At 63.6% G+C, this 23,929-nt stretch carries 21 protein-coding genes, 1 pseudogene and 1 other annotated feature; of the genes and pseudogenes, 5 read left to right on the forward strand and 17 right to left on the reverse strand.

The genetic code is table 11. The features are described 5' to 3' along the window. Window positions 1-28: 28 nt before the first annotated feature. The 3 genes and pseudogenes from ABD951_RS28070 to ABD951_RS28785 form a co-directional block, all read right to left on the reverse strand. The gene (locus tag ABD951_RS28070) at window positions 29-652 is read right to left on the reverse strand and encodes an IS3 family transposase (RefSeq protein WP_345353472.1); all 624 of its coding nucleotides are present in this window, start codon (window positions 650-652) and stop codon (window positions 29-31) included. Further along, window positions 560-691: a sequence feature (AL1L pseudoknot), on the reverse strand. (Overlaps the previous gene by 93 nt.) After that, on the reverse strand, window positions 649-969 hold the full coding sequence (locus tag ABD951_RS28075) for a transposase (protein ID WP_345353474.1): 321 nt from the start codon (window positions 967-969) through the stop codon (window positions 649-651). (Overlaps the previous feature by 43 nt.) The genes ABD951_RS28070 and ABD951_RS28075 overlap by 4 nt, the downstream gene beginning before the upstream one ends. A 47-nt stretch (window positions 970-1,016) precedes the next feature. Continuing rightward, window positions 1,017-2,149 (reverse strand): annotated as a pseudogene (locus ABD951_RS28785) (IS256 family transposase); the annotation flags it as partial. A 333-nt stretch (window positions 2,150-2,482) separates the two neighbouring features. Between ABD951_RS28785 and ABD951_RS28095 the strand changes: the two are divergent. The 5 genes from ABD951_RS28095 to ABD951_RS28115 all read left to right on the forward strand — a co-directional run bounded on the left by ABD951_RS28095 (window position 2,483) and on the right by ABD951_RS28115 (window position 8,572). Further along, window positions 2,483-3,918, forward strand: a protein-coding gene (locus tag ABD951_RS28095) for an IS3 family transposase (protein ID WP_345353525.1) whose coding sequence is annotated in 2 segments (ribosomal slippage) — window positions 2,483-2,810 and window positions 2,810-3,918 — 1,437 coding nt in all. Because the reading frame shifts where the segments join, the coding sequence is not laid out codon by codon here. 318 nt (window positions 3,919-4,236) lie between these two features. Then, window positions 4,237-4,632, forward strand: coding sequence for a hypothetical protein (locus ABD951_RS28100; protein WP_345353481.1), 396 nt, complete (start codon window positions 4,237-4,239; stop codon window positions 4,630-4,632). Window positions 4,633-4,678: 46 nt separating this feature from the next. After that, window positions 4,679-5,857, forward strand: a complete 1,179-nt coding sequence (locus ABD951_RS28105; protein ID WP_345353483.1) for a phosphotransferase — start codon at window positions 4,679-4,681, stop codon at window positions 5,855-5,857. A gap of 73 nt (window positions 5,858-5,930) precedes the next feature. Next, window positions 5,931-7,286, forward strand: coding sequence for an MFS transporter (locus tag ABD951_RS28110; protein ID WP_345353485.1), 1,356 nt, complete (start codon window positions 5,931-5,933; stop codon window positions 7,284-7,286). A 137-nt stretch (window positions 7,287-7,423) separates the two neighbouring features. Then, window positions 7,424-8,572, forward strand: a complete 1,149-nt coding sequence (locus tag ABD951_RS28115) for an epoxide hydrolase family protein (RefSeq protein ID WP_345353487.1) — start codon at window positions 7,424-7,426, stop codon at window positions 8,570-8,572. A 117-nt stretch (window positions 8,573-8,689) separates the two neighbouring features. Here the strand turns inward: ABD951_RS28115 and ABD951_RS28120 are convergent, their stop codons facing one another. The 14 genes from ABD951_RS28120 to ABD951_RS28185 all read right to left on the reverse strand — a co-directional run bounded on the left by ABD951_RS28120 (window position 8,690) and on the right by ABD951_RS28185 (window position 23,750). Then, window positions 8,690-9,496 (reverse strand): SDR family NAD(P)-dependent oxidoreductase, encoded by an 807-nt coding sequence (locus ABD951_RS28120; protein ID WP_345353489.1) that lies wholly within the window; start codon window positions 9,494-9,496, stop codon window positions 8,690-8,692. 10 nt (window positions 9,497-9,506) lie between these two features. Continuing rightward, window positions 9,507-10,565: an LLM class flavin-dependent oxidoreductase gene (locus ABD951_RS28125; protein WP_345353491.1), complete on the reverse strand. Its 1,059-nt coding sequence runs from the start codon at window positions 10,563-10,565 to the stop codon at window positions 9,507-9,509. Next, on the reverse strand, window positions 10,558-12,054 hold the full coding sequence (locus ABD951_RS28130; RefSeq protein ID WP_345353493.1) for a carotenoid oxygenase family protein: 1,497 nt from the start codon (window positions 12,052-12,054) through the stop codon (window positions 10,558-10,560). The genes ABD951_RS28125 and ABD951_RS28130 overlap by 8 nt, the downstream gene beginning before the upstream one ends. A 50-nt stretch (window positions 12,055-12,104) precedes the next feature. Further along, window positions 12,105-13,205 carry an Rv3169 family protein gene (locus ABD951_RS28135; protein ID WP_345353495.1) on the reverse strand — a complete coding sequence of 367 codons (1,101 nt, stop codon included), beginning with the start codon at window positions 13,203-13,205 and terminating at the stop codon, window positions 12,105-12,107. Window positions 13,206-13,222: 17 nt separating this feature from the next. Next, window positions 13,223-14,137 (reverse strand): enoyl-CoA hydratase, encoded by a 915-nt coding sequence (locus tag ABD951_RS28140; protein ID WP_345353497.1) that lies wholly within the window; start codon window positions 14,135-14,137, stop codon window positions 13,223-13,225. Then, window positions 14,134-15,279 (reverse strand): acyl-CoA dehydrogenase family protein, encoded by a 1,146-nt coding sequence (locus ABD951_RS28145; RefSeq protein WP_345353499.1) that lies wholly within the window; start codon window positions 15,277-15,279, stop codon window positions 14,134-14,136. Before ABD951_RS28145 ends, ABD951_RS28140 begins: the two co-directional genes overlap by 4 nt. Window position 15,280: 1 nt before the next feature. Then, window positions 15,281-16,075: an enoyl-CoA hydratase/isomerase family protein gene (locus ABD951_RS28150; protein ID WP_345353501.1), complete on the reverse strand. Its 795-nt coding sequence runs from the start codon at window positions 16,073-16,075 to the stop codon at window positions 15,281-15,283. A 99-nt stretch (window positions 16,076-16,174) separates the two neighbouring features. Beyond that, entirely contained in the window at window positions 16,175-17,560 is a 1,386-nt protein-coding gene (locus ABD951_RS28155; protein WP_345353503.1) for an MFS transporter, read from the reverse strand. Between the two features lie 238 nt (window positions 17,561-17,798). Continuing rightward, window positions 17,799-18,995, reverse strand: a complete 1,197-nt coding sequence (locus ABD951_RS28160; RefSeq protein WP_345353527.1) for an acyl-CoA dehydrogenase family protein — start codon at window positions 18,993-18,995, stop codon at window positions 17,799-17,801. Between the two features lie 55 nt (window positions 18,996-19,050). Next, window positions 19,051-20,043 (reverse strand): acyl-CoA dehydrogenase family protein, encoded by a 993-nt coding sequence (locus ABD951_RS28165; RefSeq protein WP_345353505.1) that lies wholly within the window; start codon window positions 20,041-20,043, stop codon window positions 19,051-19,053. Further along, window positions 20,040-21,140 (reverse strand): acyl-CoA dehydrogenase family protein, encoded by a 1,101-nt coding sequence (locus ABD951_RS28170; protein WP_345353507.1) that lies wholly within the window; start codon window positions 21,138-21,140, stop codon window positions 20,040-20,042. Before ABD951_RS28170 ends, ABD951_RS28165 begins: the two co-directional genes overlap by 4 nt. A 26-nt stretch (window positions 21,141-21,166) precedes the next feature. Further along, window positions 21,167-21,949, reverse strand: a complete 783-nt coding sequence (locus ABD951_RS28175; RefSeq protein WP_345353509.1) for an enoyl-CoA hydratase/isomerase family protein — start codon at window positions 21,947-21,949, stop codon at window positions 21,167-21,169. Window positions 21,950-21,990: 41 nt separating this feature from the next. Further along, window positions 21,991-23,103 (reverse strand): NDMA-dependent alcohol dehydrogenase, encoded by a 1,113-nt coding sequence (locus ABD951_RS28180; protein WP_345353511.1) that lies wholly within the window; start codon window positions 23,101-23,103, stop codon window positions 21,991-21,993. Between the two features lie 134 nt (window positions 23,104-23,237). After that, entirely contained in the window at window positions 23,238-23,750 is a 513-nt protein-coding gene (locus ABD951_RS28185) for a PaaI family thioesterase (protein WP_345353513.1), read from the reverse strand. Window positions 23,751-23,929 lie beyond the last annotated feature (179 nt).

Here is a 23,929-nt window from a genome sequence, read left to right on the forward strand (position 1 = left end):
AGCCACTCAGGCTGCGTGACCGAATCTGTCACCGATCGTGCAGCAGTCCCGAGTGATGAATCAACTGCGTTAGTCCCTGGCCTGCGTGTTCTCGGGTCCAGATGCCCATCTCCAATGCGTCGAGCGCGAGATCGGTGCGCAGGCTCGTCGAGAGCTGCCATCCCACGATGCGGCGGGAGAAAACGTCGATAAGGAATGCCGCGTACGTCCATCCGGCGAACGTGCGGACGTAGGTGATGTCGGCGACCCACAGCTGGTCCGGCGCCGAGGCGGTGAACCCGCGATTGACTAGGTCAGCAGGCCTGTCGGTACTCACTGCGGCGATGGTGGTCCGGGGGTTCTTCGACCGGGCGATGCCGCGTAGTCCGGCGGTGCGCATCAATCGCTCGACGGTGCACCGGGCGACCCGGATACCCTGCCGATTCAGCTCCGCATAGACCTTGCGGGCACCGTAAACGCCATAGTTCTCGCCGTGGACACGGTGGATCTGCTCGACCAGTTCCGCGTCGCGGACGGTTCTCGCCGAAAGCGGCCGCGACTTGGCCGCGTAGTACGTCGACGGGGCGATCTGCGCGCCAGCCTGAGCGAGTACCCGGCAGATCGGCTCGACCCCGTAATCGGTCTTGTGGGCATCGATGTAATCGACGCTCACTTGAGTTTGCGGTCGAGCTCCGCTGCCGCGAGAAACGCCGACGCCGTCTTCAGAATCTCGTTGGCACGCCGTAGTTCTCGGTTCTCCCGTTCGAGCTCGGCGATCCGTTTCGCTTCGTCCGTAGTGGTTCCGGGGCGGACGCCACCATCGATCTCGGCCTGGCGAACCCAGGTACGGAGGGCTTCGGGGTAGATACCGAGTTGGTCCGCGATCCGCTTTATCGCACCCGTTCTCGATTCCGGATCACGGCGTGCCTCGATCGCCAACCGCGTCGCCCGTTCCTTCAGCTCCTCCGGGTACTTCCTCGGCGCTCCCATGAATCTCATCCTTCCGTGTGATGAGACCCTCCATCAGAGCCGGGGCGCAACACCACCGCGGTCGCCATGCGGAGGAACGTGGCCGGGTTCGGGAAGATCTCGACCACATCGGCTCTGCGCTTGATTTCCTTGTTCAGCCGCTCGATCGGATTTTTCGACCAGATCTTCTGCCAGTGCGCCCGCGAGAACGCGGTGAACGCGAGCACGTCGTGCTTCGTGCACTCCATCAATGCCGCGACCTTCGGGAACGAGACGGTCAGGCTGTCAACGACCTGATCCCACATGGGAGGCGACCTCGACAGGGTCGGTGTGCGCGAAGGTCGTCTTGACCGCCGCCATTACCGGCGGTGCGTGTTTCGAGTGCACCGCACCCTGCAGGGTTCCGCATGAAATACACCCGGCACCGTCGCCATGCGGCACCGCTGAACTGTTGCACCACTGTTGCTTTCAGGCGGAGTGTGCGTCGGAGACGGCCAGGTGCACCCCAGTCAGTCCCCGGCCCCGCAACCCGACCAGGAACTCACGCCAGAACTCGAAGGACTCCGAGTCTCCGACCGCGTGCCGAGCACCTCGCGGGTCCCGTCGATGGACACCCCGGTGACCACGACGAGGGCCTGGAAGACCACATGAGCCCCGACCCGCACTTTGCAGTAGGTGGCATCGAGGTAGACGTACGGGAAGGTTGTGTGCGTGAGGGTGCGTTCCCGGAACCGGGCGACCTCGGCGTCGATGCCGGCGCAGATCCTCGAGACCTGCGACTTCGAGATCCCCGAGCTCACGCCCAACGCGGCGACGAGGTCCAACACTGCGGGTCGAGACGCCGTGCACGTAGGCCTCTATGATCACCGCGTGCAGGGCCCTGTCGATCCGCCGGCGGCGTTCGACCAGGCAGGGGAAGAACGAACCCCGCCCGCAGCTTGGGGATCTCGAGTTCGACGTCGCCGCTGGTCGTCGAGATCGTCTTCGACCGGTGCCCGTTGCGGTGGTTGGTGCGGCTGTCGGTGCGTTCGTAGCGGCCGGCACCGACGGCCTCGGTGGCTTCGGCCTCGATCAGTTCCTGAAGGCCGACGCGGATCAGTTCGGCGAACACGGACGTCACATCGGTGCCCTTGAGGGCGTCGAGGCGGGCCAGCAGGGCAGAATGCTCTTGGTTATCGCGTAGCTCCTGTGCGTGAGTCACTGTGGTAGGTGACTCGTTCACCACTACGCGATGGCCCACCCACACCGAGGGAGCGGCACACCCCCGACCAGGGCTGGGGACATCTCACCCGATTCCCACCACCCCAAGGGACCTACCCTATCTCGGAGGATTTCCTTGGCATCCAGGCCGCCGGGATGTCCCAGTTCGGTATGGCCGTGGTGAGCTTGCAGCTTGTGGCGTTGCTCGTCGGTCCCCTGCGTGCCAGGGTGAGTTGAGTCCAACGGTTCACAGCAACCCCGCCTGCAGGGCGAGATACGGATCAACCCGACGATGACGATTTCCAGCCTGGCCGTGGCCGGGGACAATGCGCCCATGGACTCCTCGCATCCGCGTTCCGACGGCCCGCACCGGCGGCGCACATTCACCCCGGCGGACAAGCTCGCGCACCTGGCCGCGTACGAGCAGGCATGCGAGAGCAACGGCGGCGGCGCCTACCTGCGCCGCGAGGGCCTGTACTCCTCGCTGATCAGCGAGTGGCGCAAGCAACGCGACGCCGGCGTCCTCGACGCCACGCAGGCCGGCGCGAAGGTCGGCACACTGACCGCCGAGCAGGCCGAGATCGCCCGACTCAAGCGTGAACTCGACCGGACCAACAAGCGCCTCGCGACCACCGAGGCCGCCCTGGACATCATGGGAAAAGCACACGCGCTCTTGGAATCTCTCTCCGAGAGCGCGGACACCGACGGGCCGCGCAGGAAGCGTTGATGACCGTCCATCACGACCTCACCGCAGCCGGTGTCACCACCAGGGCGGCAACGACGTTGACGTCAATCACTCGGTCGACCGCCGCCCGGTGCAAGGCGCGGCGGGCGGCAGCGCCGTCACCGAGCCTGGACGCGGCGACCGAGCGCCCGATGCCGGCGAACAAGCTCACCGCGGCCGAACGCCACCAGGTGCTGTCGATGCTGAACTGCGACCGGTTCGTCGACCAGGCACCACTCGAGGTCTACGCCCAACTCCTCGACGAGGGCACCTACCTGTGCTCGGTGTCGACCATGTACCGCATCCTGCGGGAGAACACGCAGGTCGCCGAGCGGCGCCGGCAGGCCCGGCACCCCGCCCGGGTATGCCCGGAGTTGGTGGCCGACGCGCCGCGGCAGGTCTACACCTGGGACATCACGAAACTCCCCGGCCCGGCCAAGGGTGCCTACTACGACGCCTACGTGATGGTCGACATCTACTCCCGCTACATCGTCGGCGTGCATGTGCAAACCCGTGAATCCGGGCTTCTCGCAGTGGAATTCATGACGGAAATCTTTGCCGTGCACGGTATCCCGAACGTGGTGCACGCGGACCGGGGGACGTCGATGACCAGCAAACCCGTCGCGACCCTGCTCGCCGACCTCGAGGTGACCCGCTCGCACTCGCGGCCGAAGGTCTCGAACGACAACCCGTATTCGGAATCGCTGTTCAAGACCCTCAAGTACGGGCCGGCGTTCCCGCAGCGTTTCGGATCGATCCACCACGCACGGCAATTCATGGATTCGTTCGTGACCTGGTACAACCACGAACACCGCCACAGCGGCATCGGGCTGCACACGCCTGCCGATGTCCACTTCGGGCTCGCGGCACAGAAGGCCGCCGAACGTTCCAGCGTGCTCGCCGATGCCCGCCGCTCCCACCCCGAACGGTTCACAGCGGCAAGCGCGACGACCCCGAAAATCCTGGACCTGCCCACCGCCACCTGGATCAACAAACCCGCCACGGACGTAGGCATCGAACCCGCGGCGGATCAGGCCGCCGCGTAACACCCGATGGACTCAATCACCTTGACAGGTTCCGGTCAGCAGTTCCGCGGCCCAGATGGCGCGAAATCGCCTCAGCCATTGACGACCAATCGAGGTCAATGTAACGTCAGTCACGTTCTTGGCCTGCTCGTCTCAAAACTGTTGATAAAGTCGATCAGAACGTGACTCGCAGTTGGAATGAGCCAGCCAATATCACCACTTCTGATCCGTACATTGGCACAGGCCCGCACTGCTCTAGAGGTTCTCTGGTGTCGACCGGCGCGGGGTGACCTGCTCCCTGACGACCGGCGCGGCCGCGTTGACGTCGCCCGACCGGGTGTGAAGTTCAACCCTGAAATGCGAGAAGCGATGAAGAACCCCGGAAAGCTCGTAACGATACTGGCTGCGTTGCGTTTATTTGTCGGTGCGTCAGCGTATCTCACGCCTCGGCTGAACGACGAAGCGGTGGGCGCTCCGGCGATCGGCACGCCGGGGCAACCGGTATCGACTCGATTCTTCGGCGCCCGGGATATCGCCTACGGAATCGGACTGCTGACAGCCTCGGACTCCGACCGCAATCTCTGGGTAAGGCTCGGCATGGCAACAGATTTCGCCGATGCGGCGGCTCTATACGTCAGCGGTGTCCCCGGCAAGAAGATCGCCCCGATGGCCGTTGCGCTCGGCGTCGGAGCCCTCGGCGCCGCAGTACTGGCCCAACGGACCCGCACCAATTAGTTCACAGGCACACATCGCTGCGGCGAATAGACATAAGGAGACAACAATGTCGGTCGCCACGAAGGCCGGACTTGCCCTGAAGATCGCCAAGGTCGCTGGACAGGTCGTAGAGGAACGGGTACAAAAGCAGATGCCGACGGAACTGTCTCAGGTGCCCTCGTCCGTGCATCATCTGAGCGTCGAATGGCTCAGCGCCGCGCTGTGCTCCGATGCTCCCGGCGCCCGGGTCACCTCGTTCGACCTCGGTGACGGCAGCCGCGGATCAACGGCACGTGATCGGATCAGTCTGCGGTACAACGAAGCCGGACGTGCGGCGGGGTTGCCCGAGAACGTCTTCGTCAAAAGTAGCCCGGACTTCACCTCTCGCCTGGTCAACGGACTCAGTGGTGCGCTCGAGAGTGAAGCGGGGTTCTACCGGGAGCTGCGTCCGAAGGTGGACATGAACAGTCCGCGGGCGTACCATGTGGCGCTCGAAGCGGCGAGATTCCGGTCGATGTTCCTGCTTGAGGATATCGCCCAGTCGCGAGGGGCTGTGTTCGGCAACCCGTGCACGATGTACGTCGATCGGGGCATGGCCGAGAGCATGGTCACCAACCTGGCCGCGTACCATGGCGCGTTTTGGGAGCACGAGATCCTGACGTCCGCACCTTGGCTCCAGTCGTCCCTGGAATTCCAAGAACGCGTGAACGACACGATCGACTTCGAAAAGCGATCGATGGTTGGTGTGGACCGATCCGCCGAGATCGTGCCGCGTGAATTCTCCGAACGAAAACTCGAAATCTGGCCCGCACTGATGCACTCCCTGCGGGTCAACGTCTCCGGCCCGCACACGCTCTTGCATAGCGACATGCACATCGGGAACTGGTACCAGGACAACACTGGGCAGATGGGTCTTTACGACTGGCAGTGCATGTCGCACGGCGGCTGGGCCTTGGACGTCGTCTACGCCCTGACATCGGGCTTGACGATCGAAGACCGTCGAGAATGGGAGAAGGAGCTGCTCGAGTTGTACCTAACCGAACTTCGGGCGCACGGTGGTCGCCCCCCGGAGTTCGATCGCGCCTGGACCGAATACCGGCAGCAGATCTTCCACGCCCTGGTGTTCTGGCTCTACACGATCGGCTCCGGGAAGCTGCAACCGAAGATGCAGCGCGATGATGTGACCGCCGAAAACGTCGCGCGCATGGCGCAGGCCACTATCGACTTCGGCAGCTTCGACCTATGACATTCCTTACCGTCGCCATCATCGACACGGTGGGGACGGCCCGTCATTCGTGCAAGGGAAGTGACCTACCCTGATGACTACCCTCCAATCGACTTCGTTCAGTGTGGAACGGCTGATCAACGACGCACCGTTCTCGAGGTTGCAACGACTAGTCCTCGTCGCGTGCCTGTCCCTGGCCATCATCGACGGTTTCAACTCATTGAGCGTGGGGTTCGTGATTCCGGCGCTCTCGGAGGACTGGGCCGTCAACCCGGGGAGTCTTTCGGTAGTGATCGTCGCTTCGTTGATCGGCGAGATCCTCGCCGCACTGACGATCGCACCCTTGGCCGATCGGGCGGGACGACGCGCGATTGTCGGTCTGGGGGTATCCTGCTTCGCAGTCTTCACCCTGATGGCCGCGTTCGCACAATCGGTGGAGATCCTCATGATTGCGCGCTTCTGCGCGGGTCTCGGCATCGGTGCTGCCACCCCCAACCTCATCGCGCTCGGGGCCGAGTATTCCCCGGAGCGAGCACGAGCGACGGTGGTCACGACCATCGGTCTCGGGCTCGCCGGCGGCGGATTTCTGGGTGGTTTTGTGGCCGGATACCTTATCCCGCCATTCGGATGGCGATCGATCTTCATCGTCAGCGGTGTGCTACCCCTCGTACTGCTCGTAGCGACGCTACGAATCCTTCCTGAATCGGTCGAATTCCTCGCCGCGCGCAAACGTTACCGCGATGTCGCTGCGACCATGTCGAAGATTTCCATGCAGACACCCTTCGACGAGGCGTCGACGTTCACCGTGGAAGCGCGACCCGACGGACGTGCCCCTTTTCGGGAGATCTTCGTCCACGGACGTGCACTCGCCACGATCATGATCTGGGCAGTGATGTTCTTCGGGCTCTTGGTGAACTTCTTCATCTTCGGATACATGCCAACTGTCCTGACAACGTCTGGTCTCAGCCAGCAGATGGCTCTGTTTGCGACCTCGACATGCACGTTCGGTGGAATGGCCGGCGGAGTGCTCCTCGGCGTCCTCATCGATAGAACTGGTGGCGGATACCGGAACCTCTTCGTCGGACCACTGCTCGCACTGGCTGCCACCGTGCTGCTTGTCCTGGTGTCCGGACATGCGCTACTCGTCGTGGTCGTCGTATTCGCGATCGGATTCGGCGCTATCGGTACGCAGATCTGCGCCAACGCTTGGGCTGCGGCGCTCTACCCTGCACACATTCGGTCGACCGGGGTTGGTTGGGCACTCGGCGTCGGCCGCGTGGGCGGCATTCTGGGACCCGTCCTCGGAGGAGTACTGCTCAGCGCAGAACTGCCTGGAAACACCATATTCCTGCTGTCGCTGATTCCCTCGGTCATCGTCGGCGCCCTGGTCTTCACACTGTCACGACTCCGCCCAATCAGCCACGGCCCCGCATCTCCGCGACTACGATAGTGGTGGATTCGACCAAATAGCCGTTCGCGATCGGCGCGAATTAGCCCATGGGATCCGCACCGCTCGACCCAGTTGCTGAGCTGCACTCACCTGACCTCAACTCATCCAGTGGGCATTCGATAGGATACTGAAGAAATATGCTTGAGCAGTTACAAATCGAGCAATTCCAGGTTGCCGTACCTGACGATGTCCTTGCGGATCTCCGCCGGAGGCTGGCGCAGACGAGATGGCCGGATCAGGTGCCTGGGGCGGGATGGGACTATGGCGCCAACCTTGAGTACCTGCAAGCGTTGTGCCGGTATTGGGAGACGGAATACGACTGGCGTGCGACCGAGGAAGCACTGAATGCATGGCCACAGTTCGTGACGACCATCGATGAACAGCGCATACATTTCCTCCACGCCCGATCGCCCGAGCCGAACGCCCGGCCCCTGATCCTCACCCATGGATGGCCGAGCTCGGTCGTGGAGTTTCTCAACGTGCTCGGACCTCTCACCGATCCGGTCGCCCACGGCGGACGGGCAGCTGACGCCTTTCACATCGTGGTGCCCTCGCTGCCCGGCTACGGCTGGAGCGGACCGACGACGACATCAGGCTGGCACACCGGACGCATCGCGGCAGCGTTCCTCGATCTCATGCACCAGTTGGGGTACTCGCGGTTCGCAGCGCATGGCGGAGACTGGGGCTCGGTGATCTGCGGTGAGATGGGGCGCCAGTCCCCGGATCGCGTGCTCGGGCTGCATCTGACTTTCCTGGTTACCGCGGGGCTGCAGCCAGCGGACGGAGCGCCGACCGACGAGGAATTGACCCTGATGGCAGCGCAGGAACGCTACAACGCCACAGAGCAGGGATATGTCGCCCTCCAAGCGACCAAACCGCAATCCCTGGCTTTCGGGCTCAACGACTCGCCCGCCGGACTGGCAGCCTGGATCGTCGAAAAGCTTCAGACCTGGACAGACCATGGTGGCGACCTCGAATCCGCGCTTAATAAGGACCAGATTCTCGGAAACATCACCACATACTGGGTCACCGGCACTGTAGGCTCCGCTGCACGCCTCTACTACGAGGAAGCGCACGCCGGCCGTCTCGGGCCCGCCGAGCGCGTAGGTGTTCCGACGTCGGTCGCCGTCTACCCGAAAGAGCTCAACCGGACATCACGGCGAATCGCCGAACACCAATACAACATTGAGCGCTGGACGAATATGCCTCGCGGTGGGCACTTCCCCGCGGCCGAACAACCAGACTTGTTCGTCGCGCATATACGGGAGTCGTTCCGGGCCACATGAACGGGTCGACATCGCCGGCACCGAGTTTGCGGTGGATACCACTGTCCGGTACCAGCACATACCGATAGCGGGCGCTGATAGTGGTGGGTCCCGGCCGCGCGCGGCCGGGACCCACCACTATCCGACGTCCACCTGATCCGCGTAGAAGGGCTGATGGGCGAGAAGACCACCATCGACCCGCATCACCAGCCCATTGACACCGCTGGCATCATCAGATGCCAGAAAGGCTACGGCTCGCGCAACGTCCATTGGTGCATTGAGCGACGGGTTGATGGTGTGGCGCGCGTACACCTCGCGGAACCACCCCGGGGCACGTTCGACCGGTGGGCTGGTCGTCGTGCCGGGGCAGACCGCATTGCAGCGGATGCCGCGCCGCCCGTACTGCGTTGCCGTGTAGACGGTGAGCGCATTGACCGCAGCCTTCGACGCGCCGTATCCGGTAAGACGCAGATCGCCGGCGAACGCATGGGTGGATGCGGTATTGACAATCGACCCACGAGCTTTGGCGAGCATGATGGGAAGAGCGTGCTTGGTGAGCAACATTGCGCCGCGCACGTTGACGGCCATCACATCGTCCCAGACCTCGATGTCGATGTCGGCCACGGCACCGTCGTCGACGGGAAAGACGCCGGCATTGTTGATGACGGTATCGACGGTCCCGAAGGTGGACAGAGTCGCCGCTACAAGGCGCTCGATGTCGGATTCACTGCGGATGTCGGCGATGTGGGCGCTGACCGAGTCGGCTCCGTATTTGTCAGAGAGTTGGGTGGCGAGCGCATGAGCGCCGTTTGTGTCGATGTCGGTAACCATCACACGCGCGCCGCGGGCGACGAGTTCGCCCGCGATGGCACCGCCGATATTCACTCGCCCGCCAACGACCGTGGCGCCGGTCACTATCGCGACCTTGCCGTCCATAGTGGTCATGTCAAACTCCTCATCTTCGTTGGTAACCAGCGTTCACAGTCGCCGACGTTGCCCAGTCCGAGCGCAGTGCCGGAAGGACTTCGGCGGCGAGGAGCGCCATCGACCGCCGCATCACCGCGAGTGGCATACCGGGGAAGTGCATGCGCAGAATCCAGTGATCACAGGGCAGTCGCCGGTGATGACGCCGGAACTCCCGCACCAGCGTGGCGGGGCTTCCGATCAGCATGCGGTCAGGGTCGAAGGGAAGATCCCCAGCGACTGTGTCGATGACTTGGTTGTGGCGGGCGTATTCGGCAGACTGTTCGGTGATGTACGGGTCGGCGATCTTCCAGGCCTCCTCATCGGTTGCCGCGCAGAAGCACTCACGGATCACGGGGTATTCCACGACCCCTGGGCTGAACCCAGCCGCGGACAGGGCGCCGTCGTAGATTGCGCGCTGCCGTATCGCGATGGTGAGAGGTGCTCCGGACAGGGGAACAGCCAATCCCAGGCGGCCGGCGCGTTCGAGGCCCGGTCTGCGTTGAGCGCCCACCCACACCGGAAGGCCTCGTTGTATCGGAGGTGGGCTGATGACTACGTTCCGCAGTTGGTACCGCTTCCCGGTGAAATCGAACGGACGGCCCGAAAGAGCCTTCCGCACGATCTCCTGGGATTCGATGAAGCGTGACAGCTTCTCCTGGGGGTTGATACCGAATCCCTCGAACTCCGACGGCCGGTACCCCATTCCGAGACCCAGTGTGACGCGGCCGGCGGACAAGTTGTCCAGAGTGCTGACATCCTCCGCCAACCGGACGGGATGATAGAAGGCCGGGATGGCGACGACACTGCCGATCCGTATTTGCTCAGTTACGGCGGCCACGGCCGCGCCGACGACCAGCGGCGACGCAACCTCGTTTGTGGAACTACCGTGGTGCTCGGTGAAGAAGACTGAATCGTATCCCCAACGTTCGAGATCGCGAGCCAGTCCCGGGAGGGTTCGATACAGATCGGCCGTGGTCGGCCCGGTGTCGGGCGTCGATTGCAGAGAGATCAGCACACCGAAGGCCGGGGTGGCGGTCGGACTAGCCACGGAAATCCATCCAATGTCCGTGCGCGGTCCATCCGAGGCGGAAGGGAATGTCGATTCGCGCAATGGGCCCCACAGTGACATCGTCGGTATCGAAGATCAGGTACTCGCCGCGGTTTTCCGCCCACCACGACACCGGAACGATGATGTACCCATCGCCTTCTCCGACCGTGCTCGCGCGGGGCACGAACGTCGCCTCGAGTACCGCCGCGGGTTGGTCACGGCGAATGACGTACTCCTGGTCGGATCCGGTCTTCATGTCGGTCACGACCAGGCTGTTCATCGACATGCCGGATCGTTTGACGTGGCCACCGACCTGGAATCCCCAGCGGTAGCCGCGACCGAAGAATCGTTCATCGACCTTCGGCAGTTCAGAGGGCCGGTCGGAGAGCTGTTCGGTCTTCGTTGCTCCCGTCGACAGATCAACCGTCCACCGTCCGAGGGTGCTCTTGGCGATGCTGAAGAACAGGGCGACGTCGTCGCCGTCGGCGAAATCCTGCTCGAACGGGAACGGTGGGCGATTGAAGATCGGGGCGTCGAGCGTGAGAACGTCGCCCTCGATATTCGCTGACATCGTGTGCATGACGTATTGCGGGTCGATATCCATGGTGACCCAGCGGACGGGGGCGTGAATATCGTCGCGTCGGATCAATCCGAGGACGATAGGGCGGTCCGGTTCCCAGGAGTAGACGCTGCGGCCCTGCAGAATTCGTGCCTTGTCGACGAGGAACGGTTGGAAGGGCATCACGATGTAATTGGTGCTCAACCAGATGTCGTGGGCAACGGTGTTGTAGGGGGCATCGGTGAGGTCGCGTGATTCGACCGTGCCGTCGGTGCTCACGACGTGCAGGGTGACGTATGGTTCGGTGTCGTGATAGGTCCAGCCGTATAGGGTTCCGGTCTCATGGTCCCATTTTGGGTGTGCGGTGAAACCCGCGTCACCGAACGCGGCCTTTTCGTGCAGGCCCTTCGAAAGCTTTGACGACCACGGGACGATTCCGACGGTCTCAAGCGTCAGAGGATCGATCGCGATGGGAGCGCCGAGAGAGTCGGCAGTCGCGATCATCTTCCCGTCGAACGGGAAGATGTTGACGTTGTTGGTTCCCTGCGGGACACCCTGGTTGCAGGCATCGCGCGCGACGTCGCCGAGTCCGAAGTTGCGCCAATCATCCCAGTCGCCGTCGGTCCACCGGAACATCCCCCGACCATGCCGTTCTTCGAGTTCGTATTTCGGCGTCCTGATCCACCGATTCTTGAAATCGGCGCGTCCGTTCTCGAGCACGAGCCCTTGCACCATGCCATCCATCGACAGCAATCCGTTGGTACCTTGCGCGGCCGGTCGTTTCCAGGTGGGGCCGGTGCGGTAGAAGCCGCCAGCGATCTCTTTCGGGATTTCGCCGTAGGAGACCACGCACTCGTCGATCGTCGCCTCGAACCGCATGGGCTGGAACGGGCCCTTCAGACGGGTGTCGTTCGGTATCGAATAGCTCATCGGGTATGCCTTTATGCCTTCCTAATGCTGTGGGACCGCGCGCTTGAGTCTCAGCGACCCAGGCCGTACCTGGGCAGGCGACCGCTAGTCATCACCGGGAGGTGCCCGGTACCGGGGATACCGTCGAGGGTGATCCGTGCGGGCTGCTCGCGGTGTCCCGGGTGGTACTTCTCGCCGTTCCGGGTAACCTTCCCAGGTACCGACAGATCCAGACTGTCCGTTTCGACCAGGTCGCCGCGAGGAACGCCGACGCCGCGGTTGTCGTCGTACCCGTTTTCGTATCCGGTTCCCCGGTAGGCCCACGCACGCTGCAGGGCTTCAGCTTCGAGGACCATCTCGGAGCCATCGTCAAGGCGTAGCCGGTAGACGAGCCGGTCCCAGTCTCGGGTCCCGGCGATGAACTTGATGTCGTGATCAACCTGGACGATACGTGACGGTTCCCGGCCAGGGGCTGTCCAGGTGATCTCACCGTCGAGGTGCAGGACGTGGCCGTCGGCATCCTCGCGAAGCTGGAAATGGCAGGCGGCGTCAGGGGTGGTGGCATAGGTCCACAGCCACAGCATCGGGGCCCGTGCTGCGTGGCCGTATGCGGATTCGAAGCCGCCGATGTCCTGCCGCACGCCCCAGGAGTGGTCACGCACTCCCCACCAGTCGTCGGATTCGTGTCGTTCACCCTCTAGGTCGATCCAGCCGGTCCACCGGCCGACCTGATCGTATCGACTGGTGTCCTGGATGACTCGCCCGTCGTTGAAGGTGAAGTGCGGTGCCTCCAGATAGACCGGGAAGGTGGCTTGCCAGGTCAGATCGCACGAGAGTGGATGGTCACCCGGTTCGACGCGGACCCGCAGCTTCTCGTAGGGTTCGATCACCTCGATATTGAGCGGGCCAACCGTGGCCTGCAAGTCGTCGTCCAGCGGGCGGCTGAAGCGGACGTTGGTTTGCTGATGGTTGCGCTGGGCGACAACGAACCCGTCGCACACACCCATGTTCTTGTAGATGCCCAGGCCGGCGAGCATCATGATGTCGCCGTCGGGTGCGACCGCTTCGAACCAGTGCCGATCGTAGAACCGGTGGTCGCTGGTCGCGGGGACGCGGAACGGCCGTGACGTCTGGTGGTTGAGTTGTTCGTCCAAAGGACCGAGAAGTGACACGGGTACCGACTCCTTTGTCAGTTCGATGCAGTCGTGCTGGTGGACGTTGGTGAGGGTTCGGACGCGTCGGAGCGAAGCGCTGACCGCATACTGTGTGCCGTCTGGCCCCCCACCGCGTCGTTCCAGACTTCGGCGCTGTGCGAGTGTGCGAGCTGATGGAGTCCGAATACGGAATCCATTCCCGCAGCCAATCCCATCTGGTCCTCGGATTGGTTGACCGCCTTCTTTGCCAGGGCTAGCCCGAAGGTCGGCATCTCGGCGATTCTGTGGGCGATCGACTTGACAAAGTCGCCCAGCTCGTCCCGGGGTACCACGTGGTTGACCATCCCGATCCGCTCGGCCTCCCGCGCACCGATCCGCTCGCCCAGAAACAGGAACTCCTTGGCGCGGCGCGCGCCCATAACCCATGGATGGGCGAAGTACTCGACCCCAGGGATTCCCATCCGTACCACCGGGTCGGCGAAGAACGCGTCTTCGGAGGCGATGATGAAGTCGCACACCCACGCGAGCATCAGCGCACCCGACACGCACGCCCCGTGGACTTGCGCGATGACCGGCTTGGGAAGCTCGCGCCACCGACGGCACATGCCGAGATAGACCTCGGATTCGCGGACAAACCGTGCTTCTGCTCCGGATTTGCCTACATGTGTCGGCCACAGCCCGGCACGTCGGTCGAAGACACGGTCGAGCGCACGGTCGGGGGATCCGATGTCGTGGCCGGCGCTGAAGTGACGCCCGGCGCCGCGGAGGATGATCACCGCGACGGCGTCGTCCGCGGCCGCCCGATAGAAGGCGTCATCGAGGGCGTACGTCATGGGCGAGTTCTGCGCGTTGGCGTACGCCGGCCGGTTGAGCGTGATCGTCGCGATCGAACCGTCCGTCGCGTACAGGACGGGTGCATCCAGGTTGTCGGTATTGGTCGCCGTGGTCATCTCAACCCCAGTGAAGAGGAGATGACCTCGCGCTGGATTTCGTTCGTGCCCGCGTAGATCGTCGGAGCGATGGCGTCGCGCAGGTTCTTTTCCATGCCGTACTCGACGGCGTACCCGTATCCGCCCATGAGCTGGACGCCTTCGAGGGCCACACGCTTTGCGGTCTCGGTCAGCTTGACCTTCGTAATCGAGGTCAGTTTGACGAGCTCGCTCGGGGAGGTCGAGGCGTTCTCGACCTTCTCGATCGTGGAATACGCCAGTGCCCGTGAAGCTTCGATCTCGATTGCCAGGTCTGCGACGCGGTGGCGGACCGCCTGGAAGGACCCGATCGATTGGCCGAACTGGGTCCGTTCCTTCAGGTATGCGAGCAGGTCGTCGAACGTGCGCTGGGCCATGCCCAACGCCTGCGCCGCGGCGACCAATCGTTCGCCGTTGAGGCCGGCCATTAGCTGATGCCAGCCGGCGCCCTCGTCACCGACGAGCTCCTCCTCGGGCACGAAGACGTCCGTGAAGTAGAGGTCGTTGACCAACTCGCCGCCCATCGTGTCGATGGGCCGGATGACCAACCCTTCGGTGTTCGCGGGAATGCGGAGCATGCTCAGCCCGCGGTGCCGCCTACTTCCACGCTCGGTCCGAGCAACGAGCAGGATCGAATGGGCGTGTTGGGCGGCCGAGCACCACGTCTTCTGCCCGTTGACCCGGAACCCGCCCTTTACGCGTTCGGCGCGGCAAGCAATGTTGGCTGCATCGGAGCCGGCTTCGGGTTCGGAGATGCTGATGGACATCGGTGCACCGTTGGCGATTGCACTCAGCATCGCCTTCTTTTGCGTCTCGGTGGCGAACTTCTTGTAGATTCCGGCCACTGTATGGGTGGAGCCGATGGCGTGCACGGGGGCGAGACCGCGATACAGCTCCTCGTGGAGCAGGCATTGATCGAACAGCCCGCCGCCGCTGCCGCCGTACTCTTCCGGAATCGAAATACCGAGGTATCCAAGTTCGGCGAGTTTGCTGTAGACCGCCTCATTGTGCGCGTCGCGACCACGATTGGTCAGCTCCGCCAGCTGTTCTCGTGTGCCGAACTCTTTCCGGCAGAATCCGCGGATCGCGTCGATGAGGCCCTGCTGTTCCTGGGTGAGATTCATGTCATCGCCCCGCGAACTTCGCGCCACGCTTTTCGCGGAAGGCCGCGATCGCTTCGACGAGATCCTCTGTCGCCAGGGTCACTCCCTCGGCGAGTAGCGCGGTCTCGACGACTTCACCGGCGCGCTGACGGGTCACCTGATTGAGGGCGTTCTTGGTGCCTCGAACCGCCAGCGGCGGAAGAGCTGCGATTCGGGTGGCGATCTCTCGTGCCGCAGGTGCCACGTCGGCGGGCGTCGGTACGAGATCTGTCACCAGACCGAACTCGTACGCCTTGGCCGCTGTGAGGAGGTCGCCTGTCAGCAGGTACCGTCGAGCCCTTAGCATTCCGATCGACTGCGGCCAGAACAGCGCCCCGCCGTCGCCGGTGACGAGTCCCACTGCGGTGTGGGTGTCGCCCATTTTCACGTTCTCCGAGGCGACCACCACGTCGCTACCGACGACGATTGTCGCGCCGAGCCCAATCGCCGCGCCTTGAACCCCGACAACCAGTGGTTGCGGGAGGTTTGTCATGGCGGCGAGTAGGGCGCGCGCTCGGTCGAGCGCGGCATGGCGGACGGCAATGTCGGCGTTGGCCTCGAGCATGAGTTCGAAGTCTCCGCCGGCGGAGAAGACCTTGCCGTTGGCCAAGAGAACTCCGGCCCGTGCGGACTCGTCCGTTGCCAGTTCGCGAAGGACTTGGGTGAGTTCGGTCTCGAGCTGTGCGTCGAAGCGATTGAGCAGATCGGGGCGGTCCAGAGTGATCTCCCAGATTCCGTCGTTCTTGTCGACGCTGAGAGCATCGAAATGTGTGGCCATTGAGGACTCCTCGAGGCGATGGCGTGTGGGCCGACGTCGCGGCAATTATGAAACTACTCGTCTCTTAAAGTAGCGGGGGTGGTTGCCGCCGGTCAAGGATCAGGCGGGATTCTGTTCGAGAGAGGGGGTGCGAATGGGTGCCGCCGCGGTCGTCGTCGCGGCGGTGATGTCGATGCCGCCACGTCGCACGATCTCGGCCAGTGCGCCGGCGGCCAGCAGGGCGGGGATCACAATCATCAGAAAGATCTGGGTTGGGGCGACTGCGGCGGAGATCAAGGTGCCACCGATGAGGGGTCCTACCACCGATCCCATCCGGCCGACGCCGTATGCCCAGCCCAGGCCGGTCGACCGTGCCGAGACGGGATACATCGCGGTGGCAACGGCATTGACGGCCGCTTGGCTACCGATTGCCGTGAACCCGATCAGGAAGACGACGGGCAACATCAACCACAAGTTGCCGACCACGGCGGTGAGGGCAGCCACGAGTGCAGCTCCGATGACGAAGGCTCCGACCAGGATTCGGTAGTCTTTGTTGCGCCTATCGACGAGGACGCCGAGTGACATGCCGCCGGCGACGCAGCCGAGCGTCGTCAGGGAGGTCGCGAAGATTGCGGTCTGCTGAGTGAGCCCCGCAGCCGCCAGTAGGGTGGGCATCCAGCTGTACATGAAGTACGCAAAGAGCAGTCCGCAGAAGAAGACGACCCACAACAGCAGAGTGTTGACCGCGCGTCCGGACCGGAACAACTCGGCAACGGGCACCTTGCTTGCCGCTGGTGCCGCGGCCGAGGTGAGTGGCGTGGCGGTGTGATTGGGATCGATATTCATCCGCCGCGCCAGTGCTGCGACCTGTTCTGTTTTCCCCATCGCGGCAAGGAAACCCACGGATTCGGGAATGAGACGCACGGTGGCTGCGAGAATGACCAGCGGCAACACTCCTCCGGCCAGGAACACCGACCGCCAGCCGAATGCGGGGATCAAGAAGCCGATCGCGAATCCGCCGATGAATCCGCCCATCGCCAAACCGCTGCTGATCAGAACCACCACCGTGGACTTCGAACGCGTCGGGGTGAATTCTGAGGCGAGCGCGATGACATTGGGGCCGACGGTGCCCAGGCCCAGTCCGGCGACGAACCGAAACAACGTCAGCATCTCGACTGACTGTGCTCCGGACAGTGCCAGCGTGGTCACCCCGAAGATCAAGGTACCGACGATGATGACGAACCGTCGCCCGGCGCGGTCCGCAACTGGGCCGAAGACCATTGAGCCGAGGATCATGCCCACAAGCCCTGCGGTGACGACGAGCGACAGCGATCCGGCTCCGATCTCCCAGTCCTTCGCGATCGCCGGGATCAAGTAGCCGATGGACAGGGCGTCGAAGCCGTCCAGAAGGGCAATGAGGAGGCAGATTGCGATAGTGCGTTTCTGGAAGGGTGACAGTGGTGAACGATCGATTGCGTCCGCAAGAGACGCGATTGGGGTCGACATGTCAAGGACCTCCGAGTCGAGGAGAGCGCAGGGGAGGCCACCCGAAAACGGACCGACGGCCAGGGTGGCTGCAGAGTAATGCGATGACAGGTATCAAAACCTAGTGGCGCGTGTCACACCTGTCAATCCGTTCCGCGCGATGGGCCAGCCTGACGGTGGCCCGGCATAAGAACCGACGGGGCCCCGGGGGCACAGTCAAATAGTGTGCCCCCGAGGCCCCGATGTTCTCGGCTCGGTATCAGTACGACTTGGGTAGTCCCAGAGTGTGTTCGGCAATGAAGTTGAGCACCATCTCCTTCGACACCGGGCCGATCTTCAGCATCCGGAGGAGGAACCAGTAGTTCGACAGCTGGTACTCGAGGGCGACGCCGTTCCCACCGTGGGTTTGAATCGCCGCGTCCAGCGAGTGCAGGCCGGCGTCGACACCGAGCACCTTGGCCATGTTGCTTGACTCGCCGGGGTTGACACCGGCGTCATACAGCGCGCAGGCACGGGCTGTCATCAACTTGGCGGATTCGATGGCGATCTTCGACTCCGCAAGCGGGTGCGCGACACCCTGATGTGTTCCGATCGGAACGCCCCATACGGACCGTTCGTTCGCGTAGGCGACGGCCTTGTCCAGTGCGTAGCGCCCGACGCCGATGCAGATCGACGAGACAAGCAGACGTTCGGCGTTGATGCCGGCGAAGGCGGCTTTCATGCCGTGGTGGACCTGACCGATAACGCGGTCGGCTGACACTCGGACATTCTCGAAGTAGACAGTCGACTGCCGCTCAGGCACCTGGAGAGCGGTCGGAATCACCTGGCGTGAGATGCCGTCGGCGTCGGCGTCGACGATGAACAGTGTCAACCGTCCGCGACCGGTTCGTTCGTCGGTGCCGGTTCGGGTGACGACCAGGACGAACTCTGCCTCCTCCATTCCCGAGATGTAGTACTTCATTCCATTGATGACGAAGTCGTCTCCGTCCGGCTTCGCCCACGTGTTGATCGCGAAGGAATTGGTACCGGCGTCGGGTTCAGTGATGGCGAAGGAGCTCATGGCGGCACGCTCCGCCAGCGGCCGCAGCCAGCGCTCCTTCTGCTCCGGAGTGCCGTGTTGGGCGAGAATCGTGCCGTTGACCCCGGCGGAGAAAACAGCGCTGAGTGCCGGAACACCCGCGGCGGCAGTCTCTTCGAGCACCATGCTCAGCTCGGACAAGCCGGCTCCGCCACCGCCGTACTCTTCGGGGAGATGTACCCCGAGGAAGCCGGCGTCGCCGAGTTCCTTCCACAGTTCGCTCGGAGAGGCGTTGGTGTCGACGACCTTCTGGAAGTAGTCCGGCCCGTACTTGCGCGAAATCGCGGACACGGACTTGCGGAGAAGCAGTTCCTCCTGGGTGGGTTCGAGTGGAAGTCCCGCTGGGCCCGCGGTCGGGTTGGGTGTGAATGCAGCCATGTCGATTGCTCCTCGTAGGATAAAACTCTTGCTGTCAAAGGAATCGGAGCGCGGGTCAGGCGGTGAGCTCGTGCCACACACTCGCTTCGCCACCGGTGATTGCCGCCTCTCCGAGCTGAGCAGCCCAGTGGGAGGCGGGCAGGTCGGCATCACGCCAGACCCATAGCCGGGTGGTCAACTGGTGCAGTGCCAGCTCCTGGGTAATTCCGATCGCACCGTGCAACTGGTGGGCGATGCGCGCGGCTTCACCGGCGGCGGAGGCGGCGATGACCCGGGCTGCGGCGACCGCATGGACGACCGGCGCGGCGTCGAGTGGGTCCTCAGTCGCCGCACCCACGGCGCGGTCCACGGCGGTCTGCACTTGAAGGAGATGGGTCTTCATCGTTGCCAGCGCATGCGCGACCGCGGGAATCTCGATCAATGGGGCACCGAACTGCTCTCGTGTGCGCACGTGCGAACGTGTTGCCGCGTAGGTGCCGCGGAGTGCACCGCTCAGCGCGGCCGATCGGAGTAGACCCAGCCGCGACCGAATGGCCGTCGCGGATGGTCCGTTGTCGAGCTGTCGAACCGCGGTTGCGCCGAGCCGCACCGTGTCACTCGGTTCCTCGGCGAGAGTGAACCCGGGAACGACAGTGCCGGGAATGTCGACCCGCGCGATACCCGGAGTCGAATCCGGCCAGACCACGACCAGACGTGCGGCGTTCTGTGCCCACGGAACCGCGAACAGCTCGTCGTGCCGTCCCGCTGGCTCTGCAATGGTCACGGTGTTGCGGCCGTCGGCGAACGGCTCACCGGCTTCGGCGAGAACCCAGTTCGCCACAGTGGCCTCGATCAGGGGTGTGCTTGTGCCCTTGGCGCCAAGTGCCTCCGCAAGTACGGAAAGGTCCTCGAGGCTGCCGCCGGAGCCTCCTTTGCTCTCGGAAATTCCGACGACCGGCAGCCCCAGTTCGACCATGTTCTCCCACAGTGACTCCGGGCTGCATCCTTCACCACTGATCTCCGGCACAAGGTCATCGACCAAGGCAGTAAGTTCGTCTCGAAGGGTCATGGCTGCGCCTCCTGTTTGGCGATGATGGACAGAAGCACGTCTGCCGCCCCGCCCCTGATACTGAACCCCGGAGACGCCAAGAGTGCCTGTGCGAACGAGCTGCCGAGGCCGCGGTCACGAGCCGACAGTGCGGAACGTGCCAGTTCGATCACATCGCGTTCGAACGTGTTGCCGAGCAACTTCAAGGTCGCAGCCTCTTGCATCGGTGCACATCCCCGGTCGAGTTCCTGCGCCACCAGCCGACACAGCCGCCGCAACACCGCCAGTCGCGCTACAATCCTGCCGAGTTCCTCTCGGCTGAGCCCGAGTTCTGGGGATGCAAGAATCTCGACAAGCAGGGGATAGGTCGAGAGTACGCGTTCGGGTCCACCGCGCTCGAACGATAGTTGCTCGACGACCTGTCGCCAGCCGTTGCCCTCGGTGCCGATCAGGCGGTGTGACGGGACAAATACGTTGTCGAACAGAACCTCGTTGAAATGGTGCTCGCCGGACATGTCCACGATCGGGGACACCTCGATCCCAGGAGAGTCCATGTCGACGACGAACTCGCTGAGACCTTTGTGCTTCTTCTCGCACCGCTCGGTTCGCGCGAGTACGTAGGCGTGGGTGGCTCGATGCGCGCCGCTCGTCCAGATCTTTCTGCCCTTGATGGTCCATCCGCCGTCGACCCGGGTCGCAAACGTTCGTACCGAGGCCAGATCGGAGCCTGCCTCGGGCTCGCTCATCCCGAGGCAGAACAGGTAGTCGGCCGAGGCGATTCCGGGCAAGATTTCTTGTTGGAGGGCGCGGCTGCCGTGGCGCAAGATCGCTGGCCCGATCTGCCGGTCGGCGATCCAGTGCGCGGCGACCGGTGCGCCGGCTCGTAACAGCTCCTCGGTTACCTCAAGGCGCTCCACGTTCGTCCGCGCGGCACCACCGAACTCGGTCGGCCACGTCATCCCGATCAGTCCGCGATCTGCGAGCTCTTTGCTGAATGCCAGATCGAACGAGCGCACCCAGGAATCACAGCGGGGGACGAAGCGGCCCTCGTCACGCCAGCGACGAGTAAGGTCGCGGACGTCGTCGCGGAGCGTGCCGCTGACTTGGGTGATGACCATAGGGGTCCTTTCGACTGTCGTGGCGGTCAACGGCGTTGGAAGCTCGGCGCCCGTTTCTCGCGGAACGCCGACATTGCTTCGGCCGAGTCGGCAGTGGACAGCACCACCGCCTGATGTGACGAGATCAGATCAAGGGCTGTGTCCAGATCATGGTTGAGTCCTTGTCGAACTGCTCTTTTCACGACTTCGACAGCGATGGGCGCACGCTGGGAGACTTCTTCGGCCAGCTGATAGGCGGCGTCGAGCACGCGTTCGTCGTCGTGTACCTCGCTCACGAGCCCTATCGACAGGGCTTCGTTGGCGTCGACGAACGCACCGGTCCACAGTAGGCGGAGCGCTGTCGCCGTTCCTACGATCCGAGGCAGGTAGTAGCAGCCGCCATCACCTGGCACGAGGCCGACCCGGATGTACCCCTCGGAGAAACGGGCTGACTGGCCGGCGAACCGGATGTCACACATCAGCGACATGTCCATGCCCGCGCCGACGGCAACGCCCCGAACGGCGGCGATCGTCGGTTTTGCAAGAGCATTCATGGCACGTGCGACTCGGTGCACGCGTTCGGTCAGCAACTCCTTCTCCTGCAGTGGAGTGCGATCCTGGGACGTGAACTCGGTCAGGTCGACTCCGGAGCAGAAGGCGTCGCCAGCTCCGGTCACGACTACAGCGCGCACGCGGTCGTCCCGGCCGGCCTCGGTGATCGCGTCCGCCCAGGCGTCGACCATGTCGAGAGTGAAGGCGTTCTTCCGATCCGGTCGATTGAGAAGGATGGTGGCAACGTGACCACTGACTGAGTATTCGAGGTCTGCCATCACTTCACCGCCGGAGTCCTTGTTGCCGTGCCTGGAGAAGATCAGTGGTCATGGAGGATGACCCCTCGAATGTTCTTACCGGCGAGCATGTCGTCGAAACCACGATTCACGTCGGCGAGTTTGTACTCGGTCGTGACTGTCTCGTCGAGAAGCAGCTTGCCCTCGCGATAGAGACTCAGAAGCCGCGGGATGTCCGCCCGGGGGTTGGCCTCTCCGTACAGCGAGCCGAGCAGACGCTTCTGGAATAGGGTGAACATCGACATCGGGAGGGTGGGTGTGATATCTGAGAACGGTGCCAATGCGGTCAGCACCAGCGCGCCACCCTTGCGGACGAGCTCGAGCGCTTCGCCGATCATCGGCCCTTCGACCAGTCCCACGGTGAGAATCGCGGAATCGGCCATGACGCCCCGGGTGAGTTCACGGACCAGTTCCGTCGCCTCGGCGATCGAAGTCGAGAAGTGAGTTGCGCCGAATAGGAACGCCTTCTCGCGCTTGTCTTCGACGATATCGACAACGATGATCTTCTCCGCGCCAGCGATGCGCGCGCCCTGGATGGCGCCGCTGCCGATACCTCCGCAGCCGATCACCACCACAGTGTCACCGGGACTAACTTTTGCGGTGTTGACAGCCGAGCCCCAGCCGGTGGTCACACCGCAACCGATCAGGCATGCGCGCGAAAGAGGCAGATCCTCGTCGATCTTGACCAGTGACGCCTCGGCGACAGTGCCGTATTGGGCGAAGGTGCCGAGGAGTGACATCGCCCCGACGCCGCGGCCCTGCGCGTGTCGGCGGTAGGTGCCGTCCAGCATCACGCCCTTCATGATGAACTCACCCATATCGCAGAGGTTCTGCTGGCCGGTCGAACACCACCGGCAGCGGCCGCAGGCGGGGAGGAAGGACGCGACGACATGGTCGCCGGGCTTCAGGGTGGTCACGCCGGGGCCGACTTCCTGAACGATTCCGGCGCCCTCGTGCCCACCGACAACCGGCAGTGCGGCCGGAGCGTCGCCCGCCCTCGGGTGGTGGTCGGAGTGGCAGAGGCCGGTCGCCTCGAACGAGACGAGCACCTCGCCTTCTTTCGGGCCGTCGAGCTCGACCTCCTCGACACTCCAGTCCTGATGAGCGTCCCAGAGGATCGCGGCGTTCATTTTCATTGGGGGACCTCCGAGGTCGACATTGACTTGCGCGGCCCCCGAGGGGAGCCGAGTCCGGACAGAAGGCGGGATTGGCGAAGGGGAATCCCTATGGCAACGGTAGCCGAGGCCGCCCTATTTAGGAACAGGACATCTCAAATTTGCGAAGGGGTAGACTGTTGACGATCGTTCACGCTGATGATGGACGGGCGAGCGTCGGTGCGAACATTCGATCCGCCGACCGACATCGTCCCGCTGACCTTGGTGCAAACCTGCCCGTTCGGCGACCGAACCGTGACGGTCACGAACGCGAGGGTGCGACCGGAGTTGTCGACGACTGCCTCGAACGTCAGCGGCGCGAACGCCGGGCGCACGTACTCCACCGACAGGGTGGCCGTGGCCGGCAGGCGGCCCTCGGGCAGTGCGCTGACCGCCACCACGCCGAACAGGTGATCGGCGCAGGCTGCGACGAGGCCGCCGTGGACGGCACCATTCGGATTCGCGGGCCAGGGGGGTGTGTCGAGCACGGCGATCGCGCGGCCGGCCTCAATATCGGTGCACCGAAGGCCCAAGAGCTGCGAGATGGGCATCGCTTCTACCCACCCCTGCCACTCCGGCCAGTCTCGGCCGACGGGCGGGTGGGACGCCAGTTCGCTATCGATGGTCATGCATACACCATAGCGGCAACGTAACGATCGTTCACAGAGCAATTTCGGGCATGTTCGTTGACATCGTGATTTCGATCACCGAAGATCTGGAGGCGTAGCGACGCACGTGTGGCGTTCGACGTGCTGTTCGCGTCACGCCTTCGCCCCACGGCGAATCCAGCAGGCGCACGGTGCACCGC

Origin of the sequence: Rhodococcus olei (assembly GCF_039540555.1) — a bacterium.
Taxonomy (GTDB): Bacteria; Actinomycetota; Actinomycetes; order Mycobacteriales; family Mycobacteriaceae; genus Rhodococcus_G; species Rhodococcus_G olei.

Excerpts from the sequence above, each read along its gene's own strand:
- ABD951_RS28175 (WP_345353509.1), bottom strand. The coding sequence starts at position 21,949 with ATGGCAGACCTCGAATACTCAGTCAGTGGTCACGTTGCCACCATCCTT.
- ABD951_RS28140 (WP_345353497.1), bottom strand. The coding sequence starts at position 14,137 with ATGACCACGGCGACCAATACCGACAACCTGGATGCACCCGTCCTGTAC.
- ABD951_RS28105 (WP_345353483.1), top strand. The coding sequence starts at position 4,679 with ATGTCGGTCGCCACGAAGGCCGGACTTGCCCTGAAGATCGCCAAGGTC.
- ABD951_RS28155 (WP_345353503.1), bottom strand. The coding sequence starts at position 17,560 with ATGTCGACCCCAATCGCGTCTCTTGCGGACGCAATCGATCGTTCACCA.
- ABD951_RS28110 (WP_345353485.1), top strand. The coding sequence starts at position 5,931 with ATGACTACCCTCCAATCGACTTCGTTCAGTGTGGAACGGCTGATCAAC.
- ABD951_RS28170 (WP_345353507.1), bottom strand. The coding sequence starts at position 21,140 with ATGGTCATCACCCAAGTCAGCGGCACGCTCCGCGACGACGTCCGCGAC.
- ABD951_RS28150 (WP_345353501.1), bottom strand. The coding sequence starts at position 16,075 with ATGGCCACACATTTCGATGCTCTCAGCGTCGACAAGAACGACGGAATC.
- ABD951_RS28160 (WP_345353527.1), bottom strand. The coding sequence starts at position 18,995 with ATGGCTGCATTCACACCCAACCCGACCGCGGGCCCAGCGGGACTTCCA.
- ABD951_RS28075 (WP_345353474.1), bottom strand. The coding sequence starts at position 969 with ATGGGAGCGCCGAGGAAGTACCCGGAGGAGCTGAAGGAACGGGCGACG.
- ABD951_RS28130 (WP_345353493.1), bottom strand. The coding sequence starts at position 12,054 with ATGAGCTATTCGATACCGAACGACACCCGTCTGAAGGGCCCGTTCCAG.
- ABD951_RS28185 (WP_345353513.1), bottom strand. The coding sequence starts at position 23,750 with ATGACCATCGATAGCGAACTGGCGTCCCACCCGCCCGTCGGCCGAGAC.
- ABD951_RS28120 (WP_345353489.1), bottom strand. The coding sequence starts at position 9,496 with ATGACCACTATGGACGGCAAGGTCGCGATAGTGACCGGCGCCACGGTC.
- ABD951_RS28180 (WP_345353511.1), bottom strand. The coding sequence starts at position 23,103 with ATGAAAATGAACGCCGCGATCCTCTGGGACGCTCATCAGGACTGGAGT.
- ABD951_RS28115 (WP_345353487.1), top strand. The coding sequence starts at position 7,424 with ATGCTTGAGCAGTTACAAATCGAGCAATTCCAGGTTGCCGTACCTGAC.
- ABD951_RS28145 (WP_345353499.1), bottom strand. The coding sequence starts at position 15,279 with ATGAATCTCACCCAGGAACAGCAGGGCCTCATCGACGCGATCCGCGGA.
- ABD951_RS28165 (WP_345353505.1), bottom strand. The coding sequence starts at position 20,043 with ATGACCCTTCGAGACGAACTTACTGCCTTGGTCGATGACCTTGTGCCG.